The sequence below is a fragment of the Occultella glacieicola genome, assembly GCF_004353825.1.
GTDB classification, from domain to species: Bacteria; Actinomycetota; Actinomycetes; order Actinomycetales; family Beutenbergiaceae; genus Occultella; species Occultella glacieicola.
Genome location: NZ_SMNA01000001.1, coordinates 150,343 through 166,994 on the forward strand (window position 1 = coordinate 150,343; position 16,652 = coordinate 166,994).

The 16,652-nt window shown below is 69.7% G+C and carries 16 protein-coding genes; 9 read left to right on the plus strand and 7 right to left on the minus strand.

The window, feature by feature from the left end; translation table 11 throughout:
• Positions 1–9: 9 nt before the first annotated feature.
• Positions 10–534: an NUDIX hydrolase gene (locus EXU48_RS00690; protein ID WP_133105659.1), complete on the minus strand. Its 525-nt coding sequence runs from the start codon at positions 532–534 to the stop codon at positions 10–12.
• A 135-nt stretch (positions 535–669) separates the two neighbouring features.
• Between EXU48_RS00690 and EXU48_RS00695 the strand changes: the two genes are divergently transcribed.
• The gene (locus EXU48_RS00695; RefSeq protein WP_235856761.1) at positions 670–2,139 is read left to right on the plus strand and encodes a CCA tRNA nucleotidyltransferase; all 1,470 of its coding nucleotides are present in this window, start codon (positions 670–672) and stop codon (positions 2,137–2,139) included.
• A gap of 160 nt (positions 2,140–2,299) precedes the next feature.
• Here the strand turns inward: EXU48_RS00695 and EXU48_RS00700 are convergent, their stop codons facing one another.
• Positions 2,300–3,631 carry an MFS transporter gene (locus tag EXU48_RS00700; protein ID WP_133105660.1) on the minus strand — a complete coding sequence of 444 codons (1,332 nt, stop codon included), beginning with the start codon at positions 3,629–3,631 and terminating at the stop codon, positions 2,300–2,302.
• 276 nt (positions 3,632–3,907) lie between these two features.
• Between EXU48_RS00700 and EXU48_RS00705 the strand changes: the two genes are divergently transcribed.
• From EXU48_RS00705 to EXU48_RS00715, 3 genes are all read left to right on the plus strand, one after another.
• Entirely contained in the window at positions 3,908–4,852 is a 945-nt protein-coding gene (locus EXU48_RS00705; protein WP_133105661.1) for a carbohydrate ABC transporter permease, read from the plus strand.
• Entirely contained in the window at positions 4,849–5,784 is a 936-nt protein-coding gene (locus EXU48_RS00710; RefSeq protein ID WP_235856762.1) for a carbohydrate ABC transporter permease, read from the plus strand. The genes EXU48_RS00705 and EXU48_RS00710 overlap by 4 nt, the downstream gene beginning before the upstream one ends.
• A gap of 65 nt (positions 5,785–5,849) precedes the next feature.
• A complete protein-coding gene (locus EXU48_RS00715) occupies positions 5,850–7,235 on the plus strand; it encodes an extracellular solute-binding protein (protein WP_133105662.1) in 1,386 nt (461 codons plus the stop codon).
• A gap of 174 nt (positions 7,236–7,409) precedes the next feature.
• Here the strand turns inward: EXU48_RS00715 and EXU48_RS00720 are convergent, their stop codons facing one another.
• The 3 genes from EXU48_RS00720 to EXU48_RS00730 all read right to left on the minus strand — a co-directional run bounded on the left by EXU48_RS00720 (position 7,410) and on the right by EXU48_RS00730 (position 10,192).
• Complete coding sequence (locus EXU48_RS00720; protein WP_165962636.1) at positions 7,410–8,183, minus strand: glycerophosphodiester phosphodiesterase; 774 nt, start codon at positions 8,181–8,183, stop codon at positions 7,410–7,412.
• Between the two features lie 261 nt (positions 8,184–8,444).
• A complete protein-coding gene (locus EXU48_RS00725) occupies positions 8,445–9,524 on the minus strand; it encodes an inositol-3-phosphate synthase (RefSeq protein WP_133105664.1) in 1,080 nt (359 codons plus the stop codon).
• A complete protein-coding gene (locus tag EXU48_RS00730; RefSeq protein WP_133105665.1) occupies positions 9,521–10,192 on the minus strand; it encodes a PadR family transcriptional regulator in 672 nt (223 codons plus the stop codon). Before EXU48_RS00730 ends, EXU48_RS00725 begins: the two co-directional genes overlap by 4 nt.
• 248 nt (positions 10,193–10,440) lie before the next feature.
• Between EXU48_RS00730 and EXU48_RS00735 the strand changes: the two genes are divergently transcribed.
• From EXU48_RS00735 to rplI, 5 genes are all read left to right on the plus strand, one after another.
• Positions 10,441–12,930 (plus strand): transglycosylase domain-containing protein, encoded by a 2,490-nt coding sequence (locus EXU48_RS00735; RefSeq protein ID WP_235856763.1) that lies wholly within the window; start codon positions 10,441–10,443, stop codon positions 12,928–12,930.
• A 214-nt stretch (positions 12,931–13,144) separates the two neighbouring features.
• Positions 13,145–13,435 (plus strand): 30S ribosomal protein S6, encoded by a 291-nt coding sequence (gene rpsF, locus EXU48_RS00740; protein ID WP_133105666.1) that lies wholly within the window; start codon positions 13,145–13,147, stop codon positions 13,433–13,435.
• Positions 13,436–13,471: 36 nt separating this feature from the next.
• Positions 13,472–14,032, plus strand: coding sequence for a single-stranded DNA-binding protein (locus tag EXU48_RS00745; protein WP_133105667.1), 561 nt, complete (start codon positions 13,472–13,474; stop codon positions 14,030–14,032).
• A 62-nt stretch (positions 14,033–14,094) separates the two neighbouring features.
• Positions 14,095–14,340, plus strand: a complete 246-nt coding sequence (gene rpsR, locus EXU48_RS00750) for a 30S ribosomal protein S18 (protein ID WP_133105668.1) — start codon at positions 14,095–14,097, stop codon at positions 14,338–14,340.
• 17 nt (positions 14,341–14,357) lie between these two features.
• Positions 14,358–14,804 carry a 50S ribosomal protein L9 gene (gene rplI / locus EXU48_RS00755; RefSeq protein ID WP_133105669.1) on the plus strand — a complete coding sequence of 149 codons (447 nt, stop codon included), beginning with the start codon at positions 14,358–14,360 and terminating at the stop codon, positions 14,802–14,804.
• Positions 14,805–14,884: 80 nt separating this feature from the next.
• Here rplI and EXU48_RS00760 read toward each other — a convergent pair whose 3' ends face one another.
• Together EXU48_RS00760 and EXU48_RS00765 are read right to left on the minus strand one after the other, a co-directional pair.
• Positions 14,885–15,199 carry a PAAR domain-containing protein gene (locus EXU48_RS00760; RefSeq protein WP_133105670.1) on the minus strand — a complete coding sequence of 105 codons (315 nt, stop codon included), beginning with the start codon at positions 15,197–15,199 and terminating at the stop codon, positions 14,885–14,887.
• A 9-nt stretch (positions 15,200–15,208) separates the two neighbouring features.
• Complete coding sequence (locus EXU48_RS00765; RefSeq protein WP_133105671.1) at positions 15,209–16,540, minus strand: COG1470 family protein; 1,332 nt, start codon at positions 16,538–16,540, stop codon at positions 15,209–15,211.
• Between the last annotated feature and the right edge of the window lie 112 nt (positions 16,541–16,652).

Below are 16,652 nucleotides of genomic sequence, written 5' to 3' on the forward strand. Positions count from 1 at the left end.
GGGCGGTCGTCATGAGCGCCCGGTGAGCATGTCCCGGGCGGTCGCGACGACCCGGCGCTCGTTCGGGTAGGCCAGCCGGGCCGCGACGTCCGAGAGTGCGACCCAGGCCACCGCCTCGGCCTCGTGGTCCGGGTCGTTCTCCGTGGTGAGCTCACCACCGAGCGCCTCGAGCAGATAGTGGTGGACCACCTTGTGCACCCGCCGGTCCGACCCAGCGAACCAGTAGTCGATGGTCGCGAGGTGACGGAGCACCTGGCCCTCGATCCCGGTCTCCTCGGCGATCTCCCGGACCGCGGCCTCCTCGGCGGTCTCGGCGCCCTCCAGGTGACCCTTGGGCAGGCACCATTCCAGGCGGCCGGCACGGTTCCGGCGGGCGATGACGGCGGTGAACGCCGCACCGCCGACGACCCGAACGACCAGACCACCCGCCGAGGTCTCGTCCACCACCGGAAGGGAATGCGCGTGGGTGCGCCGCAGACGCGTGACCGGGGGCCGTGGCGCCCGCGGTCGGGGGGTCGGTGCGGCGGCGGACATAACGACACTGTAATCAAGCGCGCGCCGGGGTGGTGTACCCGGCACGCCTGCGCGCGGGCCGGTACGGCCCGCTGCTACCGGTCGAACCCGGATCGGCTGGCAGCAGCAGGCCGACGCATGGCACGCTAGACGGTTGTGCCCCCCACGACACCCACCCCGCCCCGCGAATCCCCCGCGGAACTGCTGCGCACCGCCCTTGGGGTGCTCGCGGAGTACGCCCCTGACGCGATCGAGCTCGGGCAGCTGTTCTCCGACGCCGGGCACGAGCTCGCATTGGTCGGCGGGCCGGTGCGGGACGCCTTCCTCGGCCGCGCCGGCGTCGATCTCGACTTCGCGACGTCGGCGCGGCCGGACGACACCGAGCGGATCCTGGCTGGCTGGGGCGACGCCCACTGGGACATGGGACGGGAGTTCGGCACCATCGGGGCTCGGCGTGGGGACGTGATCGTCGAGGTCACCACCTACCGCACCGAGGCGTACGACCCGACCTCGCGCAAGCCGCAGGTCGCTTACGGTGACACGCTCGACGGCGATCTCTCCCGCCGGGACTTCACGGTCAACTCGATGGCCGTGCGGCTACCCGACCTGACGTTCGTCGACCCGTTCGACGGGCTCACCGACCTCGCGAACGGTCTCCTGCGTACCCCGGTCACCGCGGAGCAGTCGTTCGACGACGACCCGTTGCGGATGATGCGGGCAGCCCGGTTCAGCGCTCAACTGGGGTTCGACGTCGACGAGTCCGCGATGACCGCGATGACGGCGATGGCCGAGCGGATCACGATCGTCTCCGCCGAGCGGGTGCAGGCCGAGTTGGTCCGGCTGCTGACGTCTCCGGCCCCCCGGCGCGGCCTCGAGCTGATGGTCTACACGGGCCTGGCCGAGTTCGTGCTGCCCGAGCTGCCGGGCATGCAGCTGACCATCGACGAACATCACCGGCACAAGGACGTCTACGAGCACACCCTCACCGTGCTCGACCAGGCGATCGACCTGGAGACCGGAACGGATGGGCCGGTGCCCGGACCCGACCTGATCCTGCGGCTCGCGGCACTCCTGCACGACGTCGGCAAGCCGGCGACGCGGCGGCTCGAACCGGGCGGCGGGGTGAGTTTCCACCACCACGAGATCGTCGGGGCGAAGATGGCCACGAGGCGGCTGCGTGAACTGCGCTTCGACAAGGCCACGATCAAGGCGGTCTCCCACCTGGTGGCGTTGCACCTGCGCTTCCATGGGTATGGGGAGGCCGCCTGGACGGACTCCGCCGTGCGCCGCTACGTCACCGACGCCGGCGACCAGCTGGAGCGGCTGCACCGACTCACCCGAGCCGACTGCACCACCCGGAACAAGCGCAAGGCCGCCCGCCTCTCACATGCCTACGACGATCTGGAACGGCGGATCACCGAGCTCGCCGCCGAGGAGGAGCTCAAGGCCATCCGCCCGGACCTGGACGGCACGCAGATCATGCGGATCCTGCAGATCGGCCCCGGTCGGGACGTCGGTGCCGCGTACCAGCATCTGCTTGCGCTCCGGATGGAGCACGGCCCGCTGGACCCCGACCGTGCCGAGGCGGAACTACGCTCCTGGTGGGCGGCCCGTCAGACCGACTGAGCGGGCGAGACCGCCGGCGAGAGTGCTGATCCGGCAACCACTTCAGCACCCTCGTGCACCCGGACCGCGCACGAGCGTGCAGGACCGGCTGCCACCACCGCACTCTCGACGCGACCCACGGCGGGTGGGTGACGCAGTGCCCACGACGCGAGATGCGGCGTCAGACCGGGCTGCGCTCGCCGTCGAGCACCGGCACCGGACGATCGTGCACCCGCACGACCCCCCGCCGGTAGGCCACGGCGAGCACTACGTAGGCGACCGCGAGGGCGGCGAACACCGGCCTGGACCAGCCGGTATCGGGAAGGGCCGCCGCCGCCAATGCCGCGGCACCGGCGAACGCGGCGTTGTAGAGCATGTCGTAGAGGGAGAACGCCCGGCCGCGGAAGGAGTCGTGGGTGTCCCGCTGGACGATGGTGTCCACGGCGATCTTCGCGCCCTGTACCGCCAGTCCCATCACCACCGCGGCCGCGGCGATCACGCCGAACTGCGGGGCCGAGGCCATCAGAACCTGGCTGAGGGCACCGAGGCCGAGGCACACCAGGATCCACGTCGACGGGGCCATCCGCTCGTGTGCGATCGGGGTGGCCACGATGGCCAGGCCGTTCCCTGCGAACGAGATCGAGGCGAGCAGCCCGAACATCGCCAGGCCCGCGTTCGCGTCCGCCGGTTCCACGAGCAGATTCCGGGAGATCAGGATCAGCGCGATGAAGTTCAGCCCGTACAGGAACCGGTGCAGCGCCATCACCCCCAGCGCCATGCCCGGGGTGCGGCGCCGGACCAGGTACCGGGCGCCGTCGGCCAGGTCGCGCACCGTGGCGCGCACGTCCGCGGAGAACGCCGCATACCCCCCGGGCCCCCGCGCCGCCCGCGTCGGGCCGAGCAGGTCCGCGCCCATCCGCAACGCGAGCAGCGCCGCACCACCGAACAGCACCGCGGCGACGGCGAGCACCAGCCCCTGCTTGCCGGGGCCGTCCGGGACCAGCCAGCCGATCGCGAAGCCGAGGCCCGCCCCCACCACCGCCGAGACGGCACCGAGGGTCGGCGTGAGCGTGTTCGCCATCAGGAGTTGCTCGCGCGGCACCACCCGCGGCAGGCCGGCCGAGAGGGCCGCGAGCAGGAACCGGTTCACCCCGAGCGTGAGCAGGGCGAGCACGTACACGGCCGGGCCGACCCCTCCGGTGGCCATGAGAACCGCGAGCGCCAGGGTCAGCAGCACCCGGATGCCGTTGCCGACGGCGAGCACCTGACGCCGTCGCCACCGGTCGAGCAGCGGGCCCGCGAACGGGCCGACGATCGTGAACGGGAGCAGGAGTACCGCGAACGCCGCGGCCACGTCCCCGGCGGTCGCGAGCTTCTCCGGTGAGAAGAAGAACAGGGTGGCCAGGCCGGCCTGGAACATTCCGTCGCCACACTGGGACACGAGACGGACCGAGAACAGCTTGCGGAAGTCCCGATGGACGAGGACGGTGCGCAGGTCCGCGATCACACTCACACGGGCAGGCTATCGCGGGGAGGTGACCGGCCCTCGAGCCGACCGATCCGCGGCGGGCGGGCGGGCGGCCCGGTTCGGATAGTGGGACATGGTCGTCCGGTCGGTGACCGGAGCGTGTCGTCGGGTGAACGTTGACGGAACAAGCCGGCATCGGGGCCTGAGACGGTCGACCGTGCGTTCGTGGCGGGGTAGCGTCCCGTCTTGGAAATCGCAGGGCGTGCCTTCTGAGAGCCGCCCTCGAAAAAGATCACCCGTCACGATCGGAATGCCTCGCCCATGAGTTCGCACGCGCTCCTCAGTGCTGCCCAGAGTGCTGCCCCGCCGGGCCGACGGGCAGCCCGGCGAAAGAAGCTCTGGCGCAATATCGGAGTATTCGCACTGCTCGCCGGACCGAATCTCGCGATCCTCCTGATCTTCACCTATCGGCCGATGTTCCTGAGCTTCTACTATTCAATGCTCAACTGGAACATCGGATCCGACTTCGCGCAATTCATCGGATTCGGGAACTACGTCGAGTGGTTCAACGATCCGGAGTCCGCCCGGATCCTCGGCACGACGCTGCTCTACACGATCGCCACCGTCGCCGGTGGCATGGCCCTCGGCCTCGCCCTGGCTCTGGCCCTGAACCGCAAGCTGTTCGGGCGTGGCATCGTCCGCACGATCACGTTCGCCCCCTACGTCCTGTCCGGGATCGCGGTCGGGTTCCTCTGGATGTACATCTTCAACCCGAACATCGGGCTCCTGAGGACGGTGCTCGGTTGGTTCGGGATCTCGTCGCCGCCGTGGTTCACCCAGGAACCGTGGCCGCTGATCATGATCATCATCGTCACGCTCTGGAAGCACGTCGGCTACGTCGCGCTGATCTACCTCGCCGGCCTGCAGTCCGTGCCCCAGGACCTGCGGGACGCGGCCGCACTCGATGGCGCCGGTACCTTGCGGGTGTTCCGGGGGATCGTGCTGCCGCTGCTCGGGCCGATCACGTTCTTCCTGCTGATCACGCTCACGCTGAGCGCGCTGCAGTCCTTCGACCTGATCCGCTCCATGACGAACGGTGGACCGCTCGGATCCACCAAGACCCTGATGTACCAGGTCTACGTGGAGGGCTTCCAGATCGGCCGGGGCGGCTACGGCTCCGCGGTCGCCACCATCCTGTTCGTGATCCTGCTCGCTGTGACGGCCATCCAGATGAAGTTCGTCGAGAGGCGGGTGCACTACCAGTGAGCACGACCACGGCCACCAGACCCAGCCAGAACACCGCCGCCGGGCCGCGCATCGCCGGCGCGCCGGATCCTGCCGGACCGGCCCCCCGCCGTCGGCGTCGACGCTCCCCCGGTGCCCGGGTGCTGGACGGTGGCCTCTACGTGACCCTCGTGATCGCGGCGCTCGTGATGGCGTTCCCGTTGATCTGGATGCTGCTCGCCAGCTTCAAGACGACCCCGGAGATCTCCGCGGTGCCGATCCAGTGGCTGCCACAGGAGTGGAACCTCGACAACTTCATCGCGGTCGCGAACTCCATCCCGATCGGCCGGATGATCTTCAACAGCGTGTTCATCACGGTGGTCAGCACGTTCCTCAAGGTGATGCTCGGTCTGGCCTGCGCGTACGCACTCGTGTTCGTGGACATCCCGTTCAAGAACGTCGCGTTCATGATCGTGCTGTTCACCCTGCTGATCCCCGGCCAGATCACGATCATCCCCAACTACGTCCTCGTCGCCGGCCTGGACTGGACGAACACCTACCTGGGCATCATCCTGCCCGGCCTGGCCAGCGCGTTCGGGACGTTCCTGTTCCGACAGCAGTTCATGCAGGTGCCCCGGTCCCTGCTGGAGGCCGCCGAACTGGACGGGGCCGGACATCTGCGCCGCCTGTTCCGGGTGGTGGTCCCGATCTCCGTCCCGACGATCGCCGCGGTGACCCTCGTGACGGTGGTCGGGGAGTGGAACGAGTACCTGTGGCCCTCCCTGGTGGCCAAGAGCCCGGACCTGATGACCCTGCCCGTTGGCCTGACCCACCTGCAGGACCTCGAGGGCATCCAGAACTGGGGTGTGCTGCTGGCCGCGACCACCCTGCTGACGCTCCCGATGCTCGCCATCTTCCTGATCCTCCAGCGTCGGCTCGTGGCCGGACTCACCGCCGGCGCCGTCACCGGCTGAGCCGGAGCACCGACACCTCCCGTACCGAAACCCCGTCCCCAACGCCATCACAAGGAGTCCCAGCCATGCGCTCTCGTAGCGGCCTCATCCTGCCCGAGTCCGTCCGCCGACCGTCCCGCCGAAACGTCCTGCAGCTGGGCGGGCTCGGCCTCGGAGCCGGCCTGCTCGCGGCCTGCTCCGGCCCGTCGGTCGGCTCCAGCGACGGCGGCGGCAACGCCCAGACCGCCGCGGAGACCGACTGGTCCACGATCGAGCCGGCCGAGCAGATCACGTTCATGTCGCTGCAGCAGGGCACCGAGCTGGAGCAGGCGCTGGTCGCGGAGTTCACCGCCGAGACCGGCATCGAGATCAACCACATCTCCGGTGGCGGCTCCTACGAGGAACTCGCACAGAACTTCCGCGCCTCGGCCGGCACGTCCGAGCAGCCGGACGTCGCGCAGGGCTCCGACGTCTTCTGGTTCCAGTACCTCACCTCGGGCAACACGATCGCGCTGGACTCCCTGCTGGAGTTCCTCGAGGTCGAGGTGGACGACTTCCAGGAGGCCCTGTACGGCGACTACCTCTACGAAGGTCAGCACTACGCCGTGCCGTATGGCCGCTCGACGCCGATGTTCTATTACAACAAGGCCGTGTGGGAGGCCGCCGGCCTGCCCGACCGCGGCCCGGACACGTGGACCGAGTTCCAGGAGTGGTCGCCTCAGCTCCAGTCCGTGCTGCCCGCCGAGGGTGCCGCAATGGGGTGGAGCGCTCCCGGGCCCTCCAACACCGCGTGGTACGGCCAGAGCATCCTGTGGGCGCACGACGCCGCGTTCTCGCACGAGTGGGAGTGGTCCCTGGACACCGAGGAGGCCCTCTGGGTCGGCAACTTCTACCGCGATGCGTTCAACGGCCCGGACGCCTGGTCGAAGGTGGCCGTCGACCCGGCAGCCGAGTTCGCCGGCGGGCTGTACGGCGCGATCATGGGATCGACCGGGGGCATCGTGTCCTACCGGGAGATGCTGCCCACCCTCGGGGTCGCGTTCATGCCCGGCGGCACCATCCCGGCCGACGCCCCGCGGGTGCCGACCGGCGGGAACGGGCTCACGATCTCCGGCCCGACCCCCGAGAAGCAACTCGCCGGCGGGATGCTCCTCAAGCACCTCACCACCCCCGAGAACTCGGCCCGCTGGGCGGTGTCCACCGGCTACATGCCCACCCGCAAGGCCGCGATCGAGACCGAGACGATGCAGGCTGCCATCGCCGAGGTCCCGGACCGGCAGATCCCGCTCGACCAGCTCGCCATCACGAAGGTCCAGGACTACGCCCGTGCCCTCCTGCCCGGTGGTGATCTGCTGATCTCCGAGCACTTCGAGCGGATCATCCTGAACGGGGAGGACGCCGCACCGGTCTTCGAGGACCTCACCGCGGAGTTCCAGCGCGCGTTCGAGCAGAACGTCGAACCGCACCTGTGACCGCTCGCTCCGGGGCCTCGACCGCGACGGCGTATCGCGCGCCCCGAGGTCGGGTCCCGGTTCGCCGCGGGGTGAGATCGGACCCGCCGCACTGAGATCGCACTTCGCGGGGTGCGATCTCAGCGGCGCGGGTCCGATCTCAGCGAGTGGCGCCGGCCGGGTAGCTCACGCTCGTCACGTCACGGGTGCCGCGTCCCGGGCGGCGAGGATCTCACGCGGGGCGTCGGTGCAGATGGCGTCGGCGCCCATCGCGGTGACCTCCAGGGCTCGGACCGGGTCGTTGATCGTCCACACCCACGCCTCCATGCCGGCCTCGTGGATGCCGTCGATGATCTCCGGCGTGAGGTTCTGCTCGTAGATGGAGATGCCCGGGGCGCTCAGACGGGTGCCGAACTCGACGGCGTCGCGCCAGTCGCGCCGCATCCGCTCCAGGGCATCGACCTGCTCCGGGGTGACCCGGTCGCGGTACCGCTCGATCATCGCCTCGGCGTTCGCCCGGGTGCCGATCGAGAGCGGGTACACCTGGGCCCCGGCGCGCTCGTGGATCTGCTCGAGCGCCTCCCAGTGCCCGGACGAGGCGAACCAGTCGAGGTCGGGCAGCGCCGCGACCGCGGCGATGACGCCGTCGACCGCTTCCGGGTCCTTGATCTCGATGTTCACCCGCATCTTCCCGCAGACGAGGGCGAGCACTTCGTCGAGGGTGGGCACGTACTCGCCGTTCCCGGCGTCCACCAGGCGCAATTCCTCGGCCGTGCGCTCCTTGACCGGACCGGTCGCATTCGTGGTGCGGTCGAGGGTGTCGTCGTGAATGACGACGATTCGGCCGTCCTTCGCCTTGTAGCAGTCGAGTTCGATTCCCTCGGCGCCGTATTCGAGCGCTTTCGCGAATGCGGCCAGAGTGTTCTCCGGCAATTCGATCGATGCGCCGCGGTGTGCATAGACGTGCATGATGCTCCTGACGATGGGAGGTGATGGCGCTAGCACGCTACAGAGTGCCGCTGAACCGACGGTGGCAATCCGATGAACGCTCATCGGCGGAGGACTCGCCCGACGGCTGGGCTTCGGCACGGCGAGCGTCGGAGAACGCGCCGGCGCAAGGAGCACCGACTCCCGGAACTGTTCGACGACCGGGCAGCCTGCCCGGCCGGAACGGCGAACGCCCACCGCGGCCGGAGCCGGCGGTGGGCGTTCGGGGTCGGGTTGGGCGCGTCAGCGCTCGATCTCGCCGCGGATGAACGCCTCCACCTTCGCGCGGGCGGTCTCGTCGTCGTACTGCTCCGGCGGCGACTTCATGAAGTAGCTGGCCGCGGACAGGATCGGCCCGCCGATGCCCCGGTCCTTGGCGATCTTCGCGGCCCGCAGGGCGTCGATGATGATGCCGGCCGAGTTGGGCGAGTCCCAGACCTCCAACTTGTACTCGAGGTTCAGCGGGACCTCCCCGAACGCGCGGCCCTCGAGGCGCACGTACGCCCACTTGCGGTCGTCGAGCCACTGGATGTAGTCCGAGGGGCCGATGTGGACGTTCCGGCTGCCCAGGTCGTGGTCCACGTTCGAGGTCACCGCCTGGGTCTTGGAGACCTTCTTCGACTCCAGCCGGTCCCGCTCCAGCATGTTCTTGAAGTCCATGTTGCCGCCGACGTTCAGCTGGTACGTGCGGTCCAGCACCACGCCGCGGTCCTGGAACAGCTTCGCCATCACCCGGTGCGTGATGGTCGCGCCTACCTGCGACTTGATGTCGTCGCCGACGATCGGTACCCCGGCGGCGGTGAACTTGTCCGCCCACTCCTTGGTGCCCGCGATGAAGACCGGGAGGGCGTTGACGAACGCGACGCCGGCGTCGATCGCGGCCTGCGCGTAGAACTTGGCGGCGTCCTCGGACCCCACCGGCAGGTAGCAGATCAGCACGTCCGCGCGGGCCTCGCGCAGTGCGGCGACGATGTCCACGGGATCCGCCCCGGACTCCTCGATGGTCTCGCGGTAGTACTTGCCGAGCCCGTCCAGGGTGTGCCCGCGCTGCACCGGGACGCCGAGCGGCGGCACGTCGGCGATCTTGATGGTGTTGTTCTCGCTCGCCACGATCGCCTCGGACAGGTCGAAGCCGACCTTCTTGGCGTCGACGTCGAAGGCGGCGACGAACTCGATGTCCCGGACGTGGTAGGGCCCGAACTCGACGTGCATGAGGCCGGGAACGGTGGTGCTCGGGTCGGCCCCGGCGTAGTAGTGCACGCCCTGGACGAGGGAGGCGGCGCAGTTCCCGACGCCGGCGATGGCAACGCGGATGGTGCTCATCCTTGCTCCTTGCTGTGGGTGGTTGGGGTCGTGGTGGGTCGTTCGGCGCCGGCCCGTCCGGTCCGTCCGGTCGGGTCGTCCGGTTCACCGGGGCCCGACGGCGTGGGTACCGTCGGCGCGTCCGGGTGCCGTTCGGCATGGATCAGGTCCTCGAGCCAGCGGACCTCTCGTTCGATCTGGTCGAGGCCGTGCTGCTGCAGGGCCAGGGTGTAGCGGTCGCGGCGCTCGCGGCTTCGTTGGGCGTGCTGGCGCATCGCGTCGTGCCGTTCGACCATGCGCATCCGGCGCCCCTCGAGGATGCGCAGCCGGGTCTCGGCGTCGGTGTCCGAGAACAGACTGAACCGCACGTCGAAGTTCTCGTCCTCCCAGGCGGCCGGCTCGGCCCGGGCCAGGGAGTCCCCCAGCCGGTCCCGGCCGGCGTCGGTCAGTTCGTAGACGATCCGGGTCCGCCGCCCGGCCAGTGCGTGCGGGAGGTCGGCCGTGTCGACCGGGCGGATCCACCCGCCCTCCTGCAGGGCGCGCAGACCGGGATAGAGGGAACCGTAGGACAGGGCCCGGATCATCCCGAGGGTGGCGTTGAGCCGCTTGCGCAGTTCGTACCCGTGCATGGGCGCACCATGGAGCTGGCCGAGGATGGCCAACTCCAACACCTCACTGCGCGAGCCCATTCACACCTCCGATGTATCGAATTGATACATCCCGCCGAGCGTTGCCGTCAAGGGGCGCGCGGCGCGCCACCGGGCTCTCAAGGGCCCGCGGGCCGGGCTGTGGCGGCCGTCACCGGGGAGGGGCGGATCCTGTGTGGGCCCGGTGAAACGGCCGGGGATCCAGGGATCTCCCAGACTTCGGCCGCATACTGGAAGGCGTTTGCGCCCACAGGATGGACGCCGACGAGACCCCACAGAGAGGTTCTAACGTGGCAGAAGGACGACGCCCCGGCGCGCCAGACTCCGGCGACCCGTCGACGCCGCCGACCCGTCGGAGCGTGCGTGCCCGCCAGTCCTCCAGCCCGTCCAGCCCCACCGAGCCCGCAGGCAAGCGGGCCGGCTCCGAGCGGCCCCCCGTGATCCCGCCCGCCGGCGGTGGCGCCGCGGCCCGCAACGGATCCTCGGCACAGTGGAAGAAGACCGCCTCGGCGCGCCCCTCGAGAACCGCCACCACCACGACCTCGGCAGCTGCGCCGTCGGGTCGGTCCGCCTCGAAGGGCGCCAGGGCCAAGAAGGGCTACAAGGGCCGGCCGTACCAGGAGCCGCGGCGGTTCTGGAACTACCCGCGACCGAACAAGGGTCCGATCCACCGCTGGCTTCCGAGCTGGCGGTTCGTCCTGGGCACCTTCGTGGCATTCCTGCTCCTGGGCGTCGGACTGTTCGTCTACGCCTATCAGACGATCGGCGTGCCGGAACCCGACGACGTCGCCATGGCCGAGGGCAGCACCGTCTACTTCGCCGACGGCACCACCGAGATGGGCACGTTCGCCGAGGTGAACCGCGAGATCATCGCGACCGAGGAACTCCCCGAGTACGTCGGGCAGGCCGTCGTCGCATCGGAGGATCGACGCTTCTACTCCAACGCCGGGGTGGATCCGATCGGGATCCTGCGGGCGCTGTGGAACAACCTCCAGGGCAACCCGACCCAGGGTGGTTCGACCCTGACCCAGCAGTACGTCGAGCGGTACTACACGGGGCAGACCTCGAGCTACGCGGACAAGTTCCGGGAGGCCATCCTCGCGATCAAGATCGACCGCGAGCAGCCCAAGGACGAGATCCTGGGCAACTACATGAACACGATCTACTTCGGTCGCGGCGCCTACGGGATCGAGCGGGCCGCCCAGGAGTACTTCGGCCACTCGGCGGCCGAGCTGACCCTGTCCGAGTCGGCGCTGATCGCCGGCATCATCCCGTCGCCGTCCAACTGGGACCCGGCGGTGAGCCCGGAGCAGGCCGAACGGCGGTGGAACCGGACACTCGACTACATGGTCGAGTCCGGCTTCATCACCGCGGCCGAGCGCAACGCCCAGGAGTTCCCGGCCACCATCGAGCCGACGCGTTCCGACACCTACGCCGGACCGACCGGCTACCTGTTGGAGATGGTGCGTGCCGAGTTGCTGGCGGCCGGGCTGACCGCGGACCAGATCGACGGCGGTGGCCTGGACATCGTCTCCACGATCGACCCCGAACTGCAGGCGGCGGCGATCACGGCCTCGCAGAACATGCCCGAGGACACCCCGGCGGGGGTCCGGGTGGCGCTGACCTCGATCGACAACGAGACCGGCGGGATCGTCGCCCTCTATGGTGGCGCCGACTACCTGACCGTCCAACGCAACGCCGCCACCCAGGACGTCGCCCAGGGCGGCTCGACGTTCAAGGTGTTCGGGCTGATCGCGGCGCTCGAGAACGGCGTCACGCTGGAGGACCGGTACGCCAGCTACTCCCCGATGGACGTCGACGGGTACGAGGTCCGCAACTTCGACCGCGTCAACCGGGGCAACATCGATCTCGTCGAGGCGACCGAGAACTCCGTCAACACGGTGTACGTGCAGATGAACTCCGAGGTCGGCCCCGAGCACCTGGTCGACGTGGCGCACCGCCTGGGTCTGCCCGAGGAGACCGCGATCGAGGCGGTGCCCTCCAACGTGCTCGGCCCGGCGGCGCCGCATCCGGCCGACATGGCCGAGGCCTACTCCACGATCGCCTCCGGGGGCGTGCACCGGGACCGCTACATCGTCGCCTCCGCGACGAACGGCGACGGTCAGGTCCTCTACATGGGGGGCTCGGAGGAGGAACGGGTGGTCGAGGCCGACGTGATCGCGGACGCGACGTACGCCATGCAACAGGTCGTGGAGAGCGGCACCGGCGAGACCGCGAGCGAGATCGGGCGGCCCGCGGCCGGCAAGACCGGGAGTTCCAACGACTACCGCTCGGCCTGGTTCGTCGGCTTCGTGCCGCAGATCACCACCTCCGTGGCCATGTACCAGGTGGGTGAGAACGGCGAGGAGGTCTCGATGGTGGACGGCTTCGGAGGGGTCAGCCCGATCTCCGGCGGCTCGTTCCCGACCGACATCTGGACCGAGTACATGACCACGGCCGTCGCGGACCTGCCCGTGGAGGACTTCCCGGACCGTACCGAGCCGGAGGCGCCGACCTGGGAGCCGACCGAGGAGCCGACGACCGAGGAGCCCACGGAGGAGCCGACCACGCCGGAGCCCACGGAGGAGCCGACCACGCCGGAGCCGACCGAGGAGCCGACACAGGAGCCCACCGAGGAGCCGACGGAGGAACCGACGGACGAGCCCACCGGGACCCCGACGGACGAGCCGACCGATCCTCCGACGGAGGAGCCCACCAACGGCACCGGGGTGCCGGGCTGGGACGATCTGTTCGCTCCACCGGGTCGCAACGACCCCTGAGCACACCCGCGCACACCCGTGCCACCGTGACGTTGTCCACACCCGCCGTCCCACGTCGGCCGTGGGTGCGGGGGTCCGGTAGGCTTGTCCGGTATTCCATCGGTCCGGTGCCGCGACCCACATCTGTGGGCCACGACCCCGGGCCGGGAGCACGCAGCACCCTCCTGTCGCGGAGAGACCGTGACCGTATAGTCCGAAGGAGGTGGGTTCAAGCATGCGTCAATACGAACTGATGGTGATTCTCGACCCCGAGATCGACGAGCGCACCGTTGCTCCGTCCCTGGACAAGTTCCTGGGCGTCATCGCCACTGGTGGTGGAACCGTCGACAAGGTCGACATCTGGGGCAAGCGCCGCCTGGCATTCGAGATCGCGAAGAACTCCGAGGGCATCTACGCCGTCGTGAACCTGACCGCGACCCCCGAGCTCGCCCAGGAACTCGATCGTCAGCTCGGGCTCAATGAGTCCGTGCTCCGCACCAAGCTGATCCGTCCCGACGCGCACTGAGCGCGACCCCGCAGCGCAACCGAAGAAGGAGCGTTCATGGCAGGCGACACCGTCATCACAGTGATCGGAAACCTCACGGCCGACCCCGAACTGCGGTTCACCCCGTCGGGCGCAGCCGTGGCGAACTTCACGATCGCCTCGACCCCACGCCAGTTCGACCGTCAGTCGAACGAGTGGAAGGACGGCGACACCCTGTTCATGCGCTGCTCGATCTGGCGCGAGGCCGCGGAGAACGTGGCCGAGTCCCTGACCAAGGGGATGCGGGTGGTCGCTCAGGGCCGCCTCGTGCAGCGCTCCTACGAGACCCGTGAGGGCGAGAAGCGCACCGTCGTCGAGCTGCAGGTCGACGAGGTCGGCCCGTCGCTGCGGTACGCCAGCGCCAAGGTCACCCGCACCCAGCGCGGTGGCGGCGGTGGCGGTGGCGGCTACGGCGGCAACAGCGGTGGCGGTGGGAACTTCGGCGGCGGCGGTGGCTACGGCGGTAACAGCGGTGGCGGCAACAGCGGCGGTGGGAACAGCGGCGGCGGTAGTAACGCCCAGTCGGACGACCCGTGGGCAACCGGAGGCTCGAGCTTCGGCGACGAGCCCCCCTTCTAGAACATCATCTTCAAGCGCGCGGCCACCGGGCCCGACGCGCGAGTACCGAAGGAGTACCAACCATGGCGAAGCGTGAGTCGCGCAAGCCCATCATCAAGAAGAAGGCGAACCCCCTCAAGGCCGTCAAGCTCGAGGGACCGATCGACTACAAGGACACCGTGCTGCTGCGGAAGTTCATCTCGGACCGCGGCAAGATCCGTGCGCGCCGCGTGACCGGTGTCAACGTCCAGCAGCAGCGTGAGATCGCCCGGGCCGTGAAGAACGCCCGTGAGATGGCTCTGCTGCCCTACTCGAGCTCTGCTCGCTGAGGCTGGAGGAGCACACCATGAAGCTCATTCTCACCCACGAGGTCACCGGCCTCGGCACCCCCGGCGACGTGATCGAGGTCAAGGACGGGTACGCCCGCAACTACCTCCTCCCGCGCGGCCTGGCGACCGGCTGGACCAAGGGCGCCCAGAAGCAGATCGACCAGATCCAGGCGGCTCGGCGCAAGCGCGAGATCTCGACCATCGAGGACGCCCGTGCGGTTCGTGACTCGCTGCAGTCCAAGCCCGTGGTCGTGAAGGTCCGCGCCGGCAAGGGCGACCGGCTCTTCGGTGCGGTCACCACCACGGACATCACGGCGGCCATCGGGGCCGCCGGCGGTCCGTCCGTCGACCGCCGCAAGGTCGAGATCGGTAACCCGATCAAGTCCCTCGGCACCCACTCGGTGAAGGTCCGCCTGCACGCGGACGTCTCCGCGACGGTGGACATCCAGGTCGTCCCGGCCTGACCGCAGGTCCAGTTCCACCCGTGAGGGCCCGGCGTCGTTGACGCCGGGCCCTCACGGCTTTCCACCCAGCGGCATCCAGGTCAACCGCCGATGATGACCGTGGGGCAGCCCGGGCCGGGCGCGATCGGCGTTCCGTGGGTGCTCAGATCCCCGAGCCTGGCCGCTGGGAAGTTGCCGATCATCACGGTCATCGAGCCCATCGCGATCCCGTTCGGGGGACCGACGCAGGCGATCCCGCCGGGGAGGCCGTTCGCCACTGCCGCGGGCATGTTCCCGATGAGCACCGTCGGGACGCTGGCCACCGGCGTGATCGGTCCACCCACGTGCGGCTTCGGTCCGTCGAAGAGCGGGCACAGGGCCGAGTCTCCGGCGCGCAGGGCAGGTCCGGTCGGCACCGCGCGCCCCTAGGGCGCCGCCGGCGGCGCCGGTACGGCGTTCGTGCCGCCGAGCAGCACGGCCGTGTCGCAGGCGGCCGGAGGCGTCTCCACCCCGGGCGGCGCGCCCACCTGGCGGCAGTCGACCTCCACGACCAGCGACTCGCCGTCAGGCACCACGAGCGGTGACTGGAAGTGGAAGTCGACTGTCCGGAAGTTCTCGAGGGCGAGGTCGAACACGACGTCCTCCCCGTGCCGGACCACGACCCGGCCGAAGTCGCCCTGGGGGTTCGAGAACACCCAGTCGGTCACCCGGAGGGTGGTGTCGGCGGGGACGGTGTGCGAGGCGGAGGTCGTGCTGCCGCCCTGACCGTCGGCGACCTCCAGCCGGATGCTCGCCGGCGTCACGATCTCCGAGCCGCCGATCACCGACGCCACCGCATCCTCGACCTCGACCACACGCTCCTCGGCCGCGGCGGCGGAGTTGCCCGCGGTCTCGGCGGCGGATTGCGCACCCTGGGCAGCCTGTTGGGCCTGTTCCGCGGCCTGCTGGGCCTGCTCGGCCGCCTCGACGGCCTCCTGGCGTTCCTCCGCCACGGCGGCCTGGGCGGCCGACTCGATCGTGGGTTGCAGCACCGTGAACCAGAGCAGGGCGAGCAGGGCGAGCAGCGCCAGGAGTGCGAGCAGGGCCTTGAAGAACCACTTCGGCAGGATCGCCGTCTGCACATGCGAACCGTCCAGCGCCACCGGCGTGGTGGACTCGGTGGCAGCGGAGACCACGAACGGGTGCGTCACGTCCGCGCCACGCCAGAACGACCTGATCGGCTTGACGTGCACCTTCGCGAAGGCGGCCTGCCCCGGATCGACGACCAGCTGCGGCGGCTGGATCCGGAAGATGAGGGCCGACTTGTCGTCGGTGCCGGCCAGGTTCACCGTCACCGGGACGTTGCCGCGGTTGTCCACGGCGACCTGGTGGGTGGCACCGCGGCGGCCGTGCGAGGATCGCGGGACGAGTTCGGCGGTCGTGTCGAGGTAGGGCAGGACCTCGACGACGCCCTCGGGAATCACCGCCTCCTCGGGATGCTCCATTGGCACCACGCGCACACCGAAGTCGAACGAGCCGGCCGGGACCGTCCCGTCCTTCGGCGGCCGGAACGTGATCGACGCCGTCGTTGAGGTGTCCGGGTACAGACCGTCGATCTGCGCCGGCTCCACGGTCGCCCACGCGCCGGGGGTCCCGAGCACCTCGATCCGGTAGCCCTCGACGATCGTGCCGGTGTTGCGGATGCTCAGCGGCACCACGGCCTCCGAGCCCGCATCCAGCCGCAGGCTCGTGGAGTCGAGTTTCGCCAAGGTGGTCATGGCCTCGACCGTATTCCCGCGGACACCCCGGGCGATCGCCCGCGAGGCGGGCCATCGGGGCAACGCTTCTGCCCGGTGAGTCAGCGTTGATTGCACGATCAGTGCGCTGAGC